Below are 11902 nucleotides of genomic sequence, written 5' to 3'. Positions count from 1 at the left end.
ACAATGACACAACTCGAACCGATTACCGCGGATCCGGTCACCCGGCTGGCCGCCGATGTCGCCAGCGGTCTTGTCGGCCATGAACGGCTGGTCGAGCGGCTGGTCATCGCGCTGCTGGCCGGGGGCCATGTGCTGCTGGAAGGGCCGCCCGGCATCGCCAAGACGCGCGCGGTCAAGCGGCTGGCGGCGCATCTGCCGGGCAGCCATGCCCGCATCCAGTGCACGCCCGACCTGCTGCCCTCGGACCTGACCGGCACGCAGGTCTATCGCGCCGAAAGCGGCAGTTTCGATTTCGTGCCCGGTCCGGTCTTTCACACGCTGGTTCTGGTGGACGAAATCAACCGTGCCCCGCCCAAGGTGCAATCGGCGCTGCTGGAGGCCATGGCCGAAGGTCAGGTCACCTCGGGTGGGATCACCCGCCCCCTGCCCGATCCGTTCATGGTCGTTGCGACCCAGAACCCCATCGAGCATGAGGGCACCTTCCCCCTGCCCGAGGCGCAGATGGACCGTTTCCTGCTGCATCTGTCGCTGGACATGCCCGATGCCGAAACCGAGCGTGGCATCCTCGATCTGGTCGAGGCCGAGCTGGCAGCACCGCCCACCGCGCGCGCCCTGCCGATTGCGCTGGACCAGATCCATGCCGCGCGCGAGGCCGTGGCCCGCGTCCATCTGGCCCCGGCGCTCAAGGATTTCATCGTTCGACTGGTGATGGCGACACGGCCCGGCGGCGCGGTCGCGCAATGGGTCGAACATCCGGTGTCGCCGCGCGGCACGCTGGCGTTGGCTGCCGCCGTGCGCGCGCGCGCATGGCTTCAGGGCCGCGACCATGGCCTGCCCGAGGATGTCGAGGCCCTGACCCAGGACGCGCTGGCCCACCGCCTGATCCCGAATTGGCAGGCCCTGTCCGAGGGCCGCACAGGGCGCAGCCTGATCGCCGATGTCCTGCGCGAGGTCCGGCCGTGGTGACATTGCCAAGGGCGCTGGACCATCCCGGCCTGCGCCTGACCGAAGCCGAACTTCTGGCGCTGCGCCCCCCGGCCCATACCGCCCGCCTGCGGCCCGCCAGCCGACGACCCGGCGCATTGCCCGCCCGGATCAGCGGTCAGGGCATCGACCTGCGCGAGATCCGCGCCTTTGCCGATGGCGACGATCCCCGCCGCATTGATCCTGCCGCATCGGCGCGCACCGGGCATCTGCATGTCCGCAGCTTTCACGAAGACCGCGACGACAGCACGCTGCTGATCGCCGATTTCCGCAGACCGATGCTGTGGGGCACGGGGACGGCGCTACGCTCGGTCCGGGCGGCACGGCATCTGGCGATGCTGGGCTGGCGGGCCATTGATCGGGGCGGCTCGGTCGGGTTGCTGGTCGCCGGCGACGCGGCCCCGGCCAGTCTGGCCGCCAGCGCAGGTCAGGCGCAGATGCGCCAGCTGGCCCGGCTGCTGACCCATAGCCATGACCTTGCGCTGGTCCGGCAGACGGATCACGGTCCCGCGTCGCTGGCCCCGGTGCTTGCGCTGGCGCTGCGCCAATCCAGCGCGGGCGGGCGTGTGCATCTGGCGACCGGCCCCGAGGCGCTGGCAGGGATCGAGCCTGCCTTGGGCCAACTGGCGCGCAGCAGGCGGGTCGAGATCCACCTGATCCTCGACCCAGCCGAGACCCAACCGCCGCGCCCGGCGTTGGCGGTCACGGATGGCGCGGCCAGCCGTTTCGGACGGATTGCAGCCCTTGATCCTCAGCCCCTGCTGGCGCATCTGCGCAAGCTGGGTGCGACCCCGCATCTGGTTTGGCCCGATGACGCCGGATGAGTTGATCGCGGCCCTTGCCCCCAGCCGCCTGCCCGCCAGCGTGCTGACCGCAGGCTGGCGCGAATTGCTGGCCGCCTTTGGTCTGGGCCTGCTGCTGGGACTGCTGCTGGCCATGATCCTGTCGCCACTGCTGACGCGGCGCGTGTCGCAGCGGGCTCAAGTCCGGGCCACGCGCGGTCTGGCCCCGCAGCAACGTCTGCTGGCCATCGCGCGCATTCTGGGCCATCTGCCCGAGGCCCTGCGCCCCGCCGCCTATGGCGCGGCCCCTGCCCCGGATGAGGTCACCGTGGAACGCATCGCCAACCGGCAAAGGCGGGCGCGATGACCTTGACCTTTCCCTTGGCGCTGCTGCTGTTGCCGCTGCCGTTTCTGGTCCGCCTGCTGCCCGCCTCGGCCGCGCGGGGCGGCCTGCGCGTGCCGGGTCATGTCTTTGCTGCGGTCAACCCCGCCCAAGCGGGTAAGTCAGGCCACGCCTTGGCCGCGCTGGCATGGGTCGCGCTGGTCGTGGCGCTGGCCGGTCCGGCGGTGCAGCGTGACAGCTCGGCCCTGCCCGCATCGGGGCGCGACATCGTGCTGGTGCTGGACCTGTCGGGCAGCATGGAGAAGCAGGATTTCGCCCTGGACGGCCAGCCCATCTCAAGGCTGGATGCGGTGAAACGCGTCGCCTCGCGTTTTGTAGCCGCACGCAAGGGTGACCGGATCGGGCTGGTGATCTTTGGCGACCGCGCCTATTTCGCCCAGCCGATCACCTTCGACGTCGATGCCGTCGCCCGCGCCATAGACGAGGCGCAGATCGGCATTTCCGGTCGGGCCACGGCGATTTCCGACGGTTTGGGGCTGGCCACCCGCCGTCTGGCGCAGAGCGAGGCGCCGACACGGGTGATCGTGCTGCTGTCGGACGGCGTCGACACCTCGGGCAAGGTCGGCGCGGTGGACGCGGCACGGCTGGCGGCAGGTCACGGCATTCGCACCCATACCATTGCCCTTGGTCCCGACGATCTGGAAACCAGCCCGGAATCGCGGGATGCGGTGGACGCCAAGACCCTGCGCGAGATCGCCGAGGCCACGCAGGGCACCAGCTTTCGCGTGCGCGGGATGGAGGATCTGACCCAAATGGCCGCGACGTTGGACCGGTTGGAGCCCAACCCCTCGGACCGCCCGCCGCTGCGCTATCTGCAATCGCTGTGGATCTGGCCTGCGCTATTGGCGCTGGCAGCCTTGCTGGCCTTGGCATGGAGGCGTGGATGATCCTGCTGCGTCCATGGTGGCTGCTGGCCCTGCCTCTGATCGCAGCTTTGGCGCTGTGGCTGTGGCGACGCGGCCCGGATGCGGGCGGCTGGCAAACGGTGCTGCCCGCACCGATGCTGGGCGGACTGGCGGCGCTTGGCTGGCTGGACCGGCAAGGCGGACGGGCGCATCTGGCGCCGTTGGCCGGGGCGGCGGCACTGGCCCTTGGGCTGGCCGGTCCGGCCCTGCCCCGCGCCGACATGCCGGTCTTTGCCCAATCCGACGCGGTGCTGCTGGCGCTGGACATGTCGCCCTCGGTCACGGGTGGGGCCAATGCCAGCGGCCTTGCCGATGGGCAGGCCGCAGCCGCGCAGGTCATCGCCGGGCTGGCCGGTCGACCCGTCGGCCTGATCCTATTCGCGCGAGAGGCCTATGCCGCCAGCGCCCCCACTACCGACCCGCAGGTGCTGGACAGCCTGATCGCCGTGCTTGACCCGCAAACCTTGCCCGATCGCGGCAGCAATCCCGCCGCCGCGCTGGCCTTGGCCGGGCAGATGCTGGCCGGAACTTCGCGGGCTGATCTGGTGCTGATCTCGGACGGCGGCGGCGCCGACCACCCCGCCGCCCTGGCCGAGGCCGAGCGCCTGCGGCAGAAGGATATCGGCCTGTGGTCGCTAAGCGTCGAGGGCACGCGCGGAACGGATACGGCAGCACTGACGGGTCTTGCGCCGCAGGGCAGCGCCGACGCGACCTCACCCGCGCCGGTGATCGCGGGACTGACCCGTTCGGGGCTGACCAAAGATACCCAGTTGACCATGCTGCGCTATCGCGATCTCGGCCCGTGGATCGCGGCACTGGCCCTGATCCCGCTGCTGATGCAATTCCGGAGACAGGCATGAGACGCTGGCCGCTTCTTGTCCTTGCGCTGACCTGCCTAGCGATTGCCGGGCCGCAGGCGCTGGGACGACTGGCACTGCGCGTCGACCTACCCACGCTGGCGCTGCCCTTGCTGCGCGACCCAGCCGAGCGTGGCGTGGCGCTTTACCGTTCCGGGGATTTCGCCGGGGCGGATGCCGCCTTTGCGGTGGCAGGCGGATCGCAGACCTATAATCGCGGTCTCAGCCTGGCCGCGACCGGGGATTACCTGCTGTCCAAGGCCTATTTCGAGGCCGTGCTGTTTTCCAACCCCGCCGATGCCGAGGCCCGCGCCAATCGCGATCTGGTCGCTGCGATGGTCCCGCCGGAATCCGGGGACAGTCTGGTGCCGGGCCGCATCGCTGCCTCGGGGGGATTGGGTCCGGGCGGGCCTCAGGAAAACACCACGGCGGGAGTTCTGGCGATCCACTGGAAACGCGATGTCGAGGCGCGCGGCATCGCCGCCAGCGACGACTGGCTGGCCTCGATCGGCGACGATCCGGGTGAGTTCCTGCGGCTGCGGCTGCAGGCGGAACATGACCGCCGCGCCGCGCTTGGCCTGATCCGCCCGGCCGAGGGCGACCCATGGTGATCCGCCATCTGCTTATATTCATTGCCCTGCTGCTGGCGTGGCCCGCATGGGCGCAGGACAGCCTGCGCCTGATCCTGCCCGACACCCGCCCCGTCACCGGCGAGATGATCCCGGTCACCATCCGCGGCGAATATACCGGCGCGATCACGCTTGAGGATATGCGCTTTCCCGATTCCGCCGCCTATGACTGGATCCAGCTTGGCCCGGACGACTGGCATGACGAACGCGTGGACGGCAAGCAGCGCCGGGTCCTCCAGCGCCACATCGCGGTCTTTGCCCGCAAGCCCGGCAACCTGACCATCGGCCCGGTCACGCATGTCCTGACCAAAGCCGAGACCAACAGCCGCAACCGGGTCGAGGTCACCGCGCCCCCGGCCAGCATCCCGATCCAGCCCTATCCCGCGCCGGGTCGCCCGACGGTCGCGCGCAGCTTGAAGGTCACGGATGAACTCTCGGGCGATCCGGCCCGCATCCGCGACGACCAGACCATCCTGCGCCGCATCACCCTGACCGCCGAAGGCACGATGGCGCATCTTTTGCCCGCACGCCCCGAACTGCGCGAGCCGTGGCTGATCAGCTTCACCTCCCCCGAACGCCGCGAGACCCGGCTGACCGAGCATGGCCCCGTGGCCTTCGTGCAATGGGAATGGCACTTGCGCCCGATCACCGGCGAACAGGGCACGCTGCCGCCCATGCGCTTTTCATGGTTCGACACCAATAAGCGCGAATTGCGCGGAGAGATCACCCCGCCGATCCCCTTCGGTTATGGCAAGCTGAACCAGAATATCGGCGGAACGGCGAAACCCGGCGGCGCGCAAGGCTGGCTGCTGGCGGCGCTTGCGACGGGGGGCGCGCTGGGGCTGATCGCAATGCTTTGGGGGAAAGGCGCGCGGCCACTAAGCGCGTTGGCGCAGCATTGGCACAGGCTGCGACCGAACCCGGCCTTGCCCGCCCTGCGCCTCGCCGCAGGCCAGCCCGACCTTTTTGCCCTACGCCGCGCCGCCGAGGATTACGCCCGGGCCGAGCAGGCCGCCGGACGCGCCGCGCCGCGCGCGGCACTCGCCCGACTGGACCGGGCGTTGTTCGGCCCGGCGCCCACGGATTTCGACAGCGCAGCCTTCCTGCGCGAGCTGACCGGACGCTGAAGACGCTGTGCCCAAGGCGCAACGGGTGCTAGGCTTGGTCGTGACGTTTCTGTCAAAGGGACAACCATGCGCCCCGCCCTGATCCTTTTGTCCTGCGCGCTGCTTTCGGCCTGTACCGAGCCTGCCGCAGCACCGCCCGACGACCTGCGCGCCCGACAAGAGGCCGCCTGCACCGCCACCATTGCCGCCCATATCCACCGCCCCACGACCGAGATCACCGCGCGCTGGATCTCGCAGACCGGCGGGATCGCCAAGGTCGAAACGCGGGACGGCAACCGCCTGCATCTGTGCGATGTCGATGCCTCGGGCCGGGTGCTGGGCTATACCCATCCGGGGGCGTAAAGCTCATCCGGCATCCGCCCAACTGGCCGTCGCTGTAGCAGATTTTTCAGGCTCGTCGCAGATCAGGATCAGCCGATTGTCATGATCTGAATACTGGCAAAGGATGTTCACCCCAGCCTTGGCCAGCGCGCGGGAAATCTGGCCCAGCTGGCCGGGCGTGCCCTGTTTCAACCGGCAGATCAGCGGTTGTCGCAGGGCCACGACGCGGATGCCCGCGACCTCGGCCACCTGTCGCGCCGCCTGACCGTCCCGAAACAGGAAATGCGCAATGGCGCGGTCGCCGTGGGCAAAGACCCCGCCGCCCTCAAAGGCGATACCGGCGCGGCCCATTGCCTCGCCCAGATCGGCCAGCGCGCCGGGAGTATTCGGCAGATCAAATTCCAGATCGTCCATGACCGTCCTACCCATGCGCGCGACGGCTATCGGTCGGGGCTTCATCGCGCGCCGCCATCCCGTAATCGCGGGCGACATGGGCGATCCGCAACCGGTAATCGGCAAAGACGTGATCCCGCCCTGCCGCCTGCGCCTGACGATGCGGGGGCAAGTCGCGCCACTGCGCCAAGGCGGCCTCGTCGCGCCAAAAGGACAGCGACAGCAACTTTTTCGGGTCGGTCAGGCTCTGGAACCGCTCGATCGAGATAAAGCCGTCGATCCCGTCAAGCAGGGGCCGCAGCCCCGCCGCGAGGTCCAGATATTCATCCCTGCCGTCGGGGGCCAGTTCAGCCTCGAAGATCACCGCAATCATGGGCGCGCTTTCGGAAAACGGGGTGTCATCACATGCCTTTCCTTGGGTTCGGGCCAGCATAACCGATTGGCCGCGCGCGACGCTTCGATTAACATCGAACCATGCGAGAAGGTCCCGATATCGCCCGTATTGCCGCGCTGGTCGCCGATCCCGCCCGCAGCGCCATGCTACTGGCGCTGATGGATGGGCGGGCGCTGACCGCAAGCGAGCTGGCCCAACTTGCCGGCATTACCCCGCAGACCGCCAGCAGCCATCTGGCGCGGCTGGTCGATGGCGATGTCCTGAGCCTTGAGGCACAGGGTCGCCACCGCTATTTCCGCCTGTCCGGTCCGCATGTCGCGGCCATGTTGGAAGCGCTGATGGTGTTTTCCAGCGATGCGGCCCCGCCGTTGCGAACCGGCCCGAATGATCCCGCCCTGCGCAAGGCCCGCATCTGCTACGACCATCTGGCGGGCGAAATGGGCGTCGCGCTTTACGACCGCATGCAGGCGGATGACTGGCTGGACCGCGATCTGGCGGTGACGGACCAGGGCTGGGACCGGCTGGCCGGGATCGGGCTTGCGCCCGCCCAACTGCCACGCAGCAACCGCCCGCTATGCCGCGCCTGTCTGGACTGGAGCATGCGCCGCCCTCATCTGGCTGGGCTGGTCGGAAAGCTGGTGCTGGACCGGCTGCTGGCCCTGTCTTGGGCGCGCAGGATGCCTTCCTCGCGCGTGGTGCTGTTCACGCCCGAGGGCGAAAGACGCTTCCACGACTGGCTGTGCTAGGGGCCGCACGGCTTAGCCCATAGCGTCGGATCTGACGATGGACGGTCGTGCGATCCACCCCCATCTCCCGCGCGACGGCCGAAACATTCCAGCCATGTTCGGTCAGCAGATGATGCAGGATGGCAGGACTGTCGGAGCGCACCGCGTCGCCAGTCGACAGATGCGGCGACAGATGCGGCGACAGTTGCGCCAGACCCAGCGTGATCCCCGATCCCGGTTGCGACCCGCAGGTCGCGGCGAGCATCTGCGCCAATGCGGCCAACTGATGCAGGTTGCCTGACCAGTCATGGTTTGCCAGCGCCGCTGCCGCCGGGGCGTCGAACGCGACCGGAACGCCAAAGGCGCGGGCAAAGACCCGGCTGGCAAGGGCGACGATGTCCTGTCGCTTCGCCAGTGGCGGCAGCACCAGCCGCGCGCCGGACAGCCGGTGGATCAGGTCGGCCCGCAACCCGCTGCCCGCCAGTCCGTGACTGGTCGCAATGATCCGCGCTGTCGCAACCCGCTCGCGCAGCGCGCCGACCGGGCGGAAGCTGTGTTCACCGATAAGGGGCAGCAGCCGGGCCTGAATCCGGGGCGGCAGTTCCTCGATATTCTCAAGGACCAGCGTTCCGCCCTCGGCGGCGTCGATCAGGCCGGGAACATGGCCGCGCGGATCGCCGCGGCCGAAAAGGACCGCAGCCTCGTCCTCGGCAAGGGAATCGCAGGCCACGGTGACAAAGGGGCCGCGCCGACCGACCGCATGGACCAAGCGGGCAAGGCTGGTTTTTCCCGTGCCGCTGTCCCCCTCGATCAGCAGGGGCATCCGGCCCGGGGCCAAGGCCGCAGCGCGTTCGACCAAAGACCTCATCGCGGGATCGCCGCCCGCGAATTCGCGCAGTTCCGAGGGGATCGCCCGCGCCCGCGCCACCTGCGGCGGGGCCGCACGGCGCGGTTCTATCGCATGGGCAAACAATCGATAGCCGTCGCGCGTCTCGATCAGGCGGTCGCGGGCGGCCCGCTGACGGGTCAGACCTTCAAGCGTGTCCAGATCCAGGTTGAACACCTCGGAGACATGGCGGCCAATCAGACCCGTCCCCCGCCGCCAATCCTGCCCTAAGGCCCGCGCCATCAACCGCGCCGCACCATTGGTCATGCCGATGACGCGCCCGCCCGCATCCAGCCGTAGCGCCGCCTGCGGATCGACATCCAGAAAATCCGGGCTGCCCGCCAGCCGCAACACCCAGTCGCTGCGGCTTTCGGCCATGATATTGGCCATCTCGATCCGCCGCGCGGTCTGGCGCACCAGATTCAGCGCCAGAAACTGACTGGCCCGCGCCACGGGCGAGGACAGCAGCGAAATGTCCAGCACCGCTGCCAGCCGACCCGCCGTGTCATAGATCGGCGCGGCGGTGCAGGACAGCCCGCCATGGGTCACGTCGAAATGGTCGCTTTGATGGATGATCAGCGGCTCGCCGGTTTCGATGCAGGCGCCCAATGCACAGGTGCCGGCGCGCGCCTCGGACCATTCCGCACCCAGATACAGGCCGCTCAGGCGCAGATCGTGTTTCTGGGCTTCCTCTCCCAGATATTCGACGGTCACGCCAGCGCTGTCGGACAGCAGAAGGACATAGTTTTGTCCCGCCACCAGCTTGTACAGATCGTCGATCCCCGAGCGCGCGATACGGATCAGATCCTCGGAGCGCTGGCGGTGCTGGCGCAGCGCGGCATCGGGCAGAATATAGGCCTGCGCCCGCGCGGCAGGGTCCAGCCCATGCTTGTCCAGACAGCGCAGCCAGCTTGCCACAACCACCGGATCGCGCGCGCCGTGGCCCTGCTGCGACACGCCCTCGATCTCGCGGATATGCTCGATATCGGTTTGCATCCCGTCCCCCCGCGTCCTGCCCTCCCCGGCCGGAACAGCCCGATCCTAGCCGAGTATCGGTGTTTGCAGAACCAAGACCTGTGCATGACGCCGGTCATCGGCGCGGACCCGCGCGACTGTGGCGGGGTCGTGCCACAGGTGTGGCGGGCGATGCCACAGGGGGTCTGGCTAAGGGCCTGAAATCTTTGGCGTCGATTTTCGCATTTTGACGGTGTGGCGCGCGGGTTCACCGTGATCGGACGTTCGAGGAGGAGAACACATGCTTGACACCACAGCCCATGCCGCGCTGACCGCGCTGGTGGCCGATCTGGAACGCGCGCTGGTCGCGCAGGATGCCGATGCCACAGCCGAACTGTTCCTTGAGACCGGATTCTGGCGCGACCTTGCCGCCTTTACCTGGAACCTGAAGACCTGCGAGGGACGCGGCCAGATCGCCGAGATGGCGCGCGCGCAACTGCCCAGGATCGTGCCTGTCTCCTTGTCCCTAGACCCGACCGAGGCCGTCGGCGACGGCGATGGCGTGACGGAAGGATGGCTGCTGATCGAGACCGCGACCGGGCGCGGACAAGGCCATATCCGCATGAAGGACGGCAAGATCTGGACGCTTCTTACCACCTTGCATGAGCTGAAGGGCCATGAGGAACCGCGCAAGCTGCGCCGTCCGATGGGGGCCGAGCATGGCCATGACCCGGACCGCAAGACCTGGAAGGAAAAGCGGCTGGATGAGGCCGCGCGCCTTGGCTATCAGGAACAGCCCTATGTTCTGATCATCGGCGGCGGACAGGGCGGTATCGCGCTGGGGGCGCGGCTGCGGCAATTGTCGGTCCCGACCATCGTCATCGACAAGCATCCCCGGCCCGGCGACCAGTGGCGCAACCGCTACAAGTCGCTGTGTCTGCATGACCCGGTCTGGTACGACCACCTGCCCTATATCCCCTTCCCCGACAATTGGCCGGTCTTTGCCCCCAAGGACAAGGTCGGCGACTGGCTGGAAATGTATACCAGGGTCATGGAGCTGAATTACTGGTCCTCGACCACCGCGACATCGGCCAGCTGCGATGAGGCGAAGGGCGAATGGACCGTCACGGTCCAGCGCGACGGGCAGGAAGTGGTGCTGCATCCCAAACAGCTTGTGCTGGCGACCGGCATGTCGGGCAAGGCGAATGTGCCGGTGATCCCCGGACAGGATATCTTCAAGGGAGAGCAGCAGCATTCCAGCCAGCATCCCGGCCCCGACGCCTATCGCGGCAAAAAGGTGGTGGTGATCGGGGCCAACAACTCGGCCCATGACATCTGCGCGGCGCTTTGGGAACATGGCGCGGACGTGACCATGGTGCAGCGCAGCTCGACCCATATCGTCAAGTCCGACAGCCTGATGGAGGTCTGCCTGAGCGGGCTTTATTCCGAACAGGCAGTGGCGAATGGCATCACCCATGACAAGGCCGACATGATCTTTGCCTCGGTCCCTTACCGGATCATGGCCGATTTCCACGTCCCGCAATATGACCAGATCAAACGCCGCGACGCCGAGTTCTACGCGGCGCTGGAAAAGGCCGGCTTCATGCTGGATTTCGGCGATGACGAAAGCGGGCTGTTCATGAAATACCTGCGCCGCGGCTCGGGTTATTACATCGATGTCGGGGCCTGCGACCTGATCATCGACGGCTCGATCAAGCTGCAATCGGGCAAGGGCATCAGCCATCTGAGCGAAACCGCCGTGGTGCTTGACGACGGCACGGAACTGCCTGCCGATCTGGTGGTCTATGCTACCGGCTACGGTTCCATGAATGGCTGGGCCGCCGATCTGATCAGCCCCGAGGTCGCGGACAAGGTCGGCAAATGCTGGGGTCTTGGCTCGGACACCACCAAGGACCCCGGCCCCTGGGAGGGTGAGCAACGCAATATGTGGAAGCCGACGATGCAGCCCGGCCTGTGGTTCCACGGCGGCAACCTGCATCAATCCCGGCACTACTCGCGCTACCTGTCGTTGCAGTTGAAGGCGCGACATGTGGGACTCGATACGTCGGTCTGGGGCCTAGAGGCGCCTCACCACCTGCGCTGAGATCGAGTGCCGCCGCACCGGGATCGGCGCGGCGGCATTCATATGCAGGTCGGAACCGAAGGCGACATGCCTGAAGCGCCAGAAGGCTCAGGCGCTTAACCTGTTCTGGTTTTTTTGGATCCAGTTTTTGACATTTTGTGGTGTTGTTCGACCGCTTCGGGGTCCGTGTTGGGTGACGGAGCGGGAGGCGGCGGCGACGGCGAAGGCCAGGGTGTCTTGCAGGGTCCAGCCCTGTTCCAGCCCATGGACCAGAGTGCCGCCGAAGGTGTCGCCGGCACCGGTGACATCGGCGACCTCGACCGCATAGCCGGCCGCGGTTAACAGGGTGCCGTCCTGCATGGCGGTCGCGCCCTCGGCGGCGGCGGTGCGGATCAGGGTGCGGATTTGGTTTTGCGCCATCCAGGCCTGCGCGCAGCGGATGTCGTCCTGACCGAAGGT

The 11902-nt window shown here is 67.8% G+C and carries 14 protein-coding genes; 10 read left to right on the top strand and 4 right to left on the bottom strand.

Annotated elements, in window-relative coordinates:
* Positions 1 to 3: 3 nt before the first annotated feature.
* The 8 genes from GL300_RS13715 to GL300_RS13680 all read left to right on the top strand — a co-directional run bounded on the left by GL300_RS13715 (position 4) and on the right by GL300_RS13680 (position 6029).
* The gene (locus GL300_RS13715) at positions 4 to 966 is read left to right on the top strand and encodes an AAA family ATPase (RefSeq protein WP_155040214.1); all 963 of its coding nucleotides are present in this window, start codon (positions 4 to 6) and stop codon (positions 964 to 966) included.
* A complete protein-coding gene (locus tag GL300_RS13710; RefSeq protein WP_343043047.1) occupies positions 963 to 1808 on the top strand; it encodes a DUF58 domain-containing protein in 846 nt (281 codons plus the stop codon). The genes GL300_RS13715 and GL300_RS13710 overlap by 4 nt, the downstream gene beginning before the upstream one ends.
* Positions 1795 to 2133 carry a hypothetical protein gene (locus GL300_RS13705; protein ID WP_155040213.1) on the top strand — a complete coding sequence of 113 codons (339 nt, stop codon included), beginning with the start codon at positions 1795 to 1797 and terminating at the stop codon, positions 2131 to 2133. Before GL300_RS13710 ends, GL300_RS13705 begins: the two co-directional genes overlap by 14 nt.
* A complete protein-coding gene (locus GL300_RS13700; protein WP_155040212.1) occupies positions 2130 to 3056 on the top strand; it encodes a VWA domain-containing protein in 927 nt (308 codons plus the stop codon). Before GL300_RS13705 ends, GL300_RS13700 begins: the two co-directional genes overlap by 4 nt.
* Positions 3053 to 3934 (top strand): VWA domain-containing protein, encoded by an 882-nt coding sequence (locus tag GL300_RS13695; protein ID WP_155040211.1) that lies wholly within the window; start codon positions 3053 to 3055, stop codon positions 3932 to 3934. The genes GL300_RS13700 and GL300_RS13695 overlap by 4 nt, the downstream gene beginning before the upstream one ends.
* Complete coding sequence (locus GL300_RS13690) at positions 3931 to 4542, top strand: hypothetical protein (RefSeq protein ID WP_155040210.1); 612 nt, start codon at positions 3931 to 3933, stop codon at positions 4540 to 4542. The genes GL300_RS13695 and GL300_RS13690 overlap by 4 nt, the downstream gene beginning before the upstream one ends.
* Positions 4536 to 5687, top strand: coding sequence for a BatD family protein (locus tag GL300_RS13685; RefSeq protein WP_155040209.1), 1152 nt, complete (start codon positions 4536 to 4538; stop codon positions 5685 to 5687). The genes GL300_RS13690 and GL300_RS13685 overlap by 7 nt, the downstream gene beginning before the upstream one ends.
* Before the next feature lie 66 nt (positions 5688 to 5753).
* Positions 5754 to 6029, top strand: coding sequence for a hypothetical protein (locus GL300_RS13680; RefSeq protein WP_155040208.1), 276 nt, complete (start codon positions 5754 to 5756; stop codon positions 6027 to 6029).
* 3 nt (positions 6030 to 6032) lie between these two features.
* On the opposite strand, the gene GL300_RS13675 is transcribed toward GL300_RS13680, so the two are convergent.
* Entirely contained in the window at positions 6033 to 6422 is a 390-nt protein-coding gene (locus GL300_RS13675; RefSeq protein WP_155040207.1) for an amino acid-binding ACT domain-containing protein, read from the bottom strand.
* A 7-nt stretch (positions 6423 to 6429) separates the two neighbouring features.
* Positions 6430 to 6774, bottom strand: a complete 345-nt coding sequence (locus GL300_RS13670; RefSeq protein WP_155040206.1) for an antibiotic biosynthesis monooxygenase family protein — start codon at positions 6772 to 6774, stop codon at positions 6430 to 6432.
* A gap of 101 nt (positions 6775 to 6875) precedes the next feature.
* On the opposite strand from GL300_RS13670, the gene GL300_RS13665 reads away from it, so the two are divergent.
* On the top strand, positions 6876 to 7541 hold the full coding sequence (locus GL300_RS13665) for an ArsR/SmtB family transcription factor (RefSeq protein WP_155040205.1): 666 nt from the start codon (positions 6876 to 6878) through the stop codon (positions 7539 to 7541).
* Here the strand turns inward: GL300_RS13665 and GL300_RS13660 are convergent.
* Positions 7498 to 9402, bottom strand: a complete 1905-nt coding sequence (locus GL300_RS13660; protein WP_155040204.1) for a sigma-54-dependent Fis family transcriptional regulator — start codon at positions 9400 to 9402, stop codon at positions 7498 to 7500. The two genes, GL300_RS13665 and GL300_RS13660, sit on opposite strands and share 44 nt — an antisense overlap.
* Positions 9403 to 9661: 259 nt before the next feature.
* Here GL300_RS13660 and GL300_RS13655 point away from each other — a divergent pair, with 259 nt between their 5' ends.
* Positions 9662 to 11464, top strand: coding sequence for an NAD(P)/FAD-dependent oxidoreductase (locus GL300_RS13655; RefSeq protein WP_155040203.1), 1803 nt, complete (start codon positions 9662 to 9664; stop codon positions 11462 to 11464).
* Positions 11465 to 11551: 87 nt separating this feature from the next.
* On the opposite strand, the gene GL300_RS13650 is transcribed toward GL300_RS13655, so the two are convergent.
* Positions 11552 to 11902, bottom strand: a 351-nt coding sequence (locus GL300_RS13650) for a carbohydrate kinase family protein (protein ID WP_246195186.1), incomplete at its 5' end; no start/stop codon positions are given.

It is taken from the genome of Paracoccus litorisediminis, assembly GCF_009711205.1.
GTDB classification, from domain to species: Bacteria; Pseudomonadota; Alphaproteobacteria; order Rhodobacterales; family Rhodobacteraceae; genus Paracoccus; species Paracoccus litorisediminis.
Note: the sequence above shows the minus strand (reverse complement) of the source record. Positions and strands in the feature narration are given on the sequence as shown.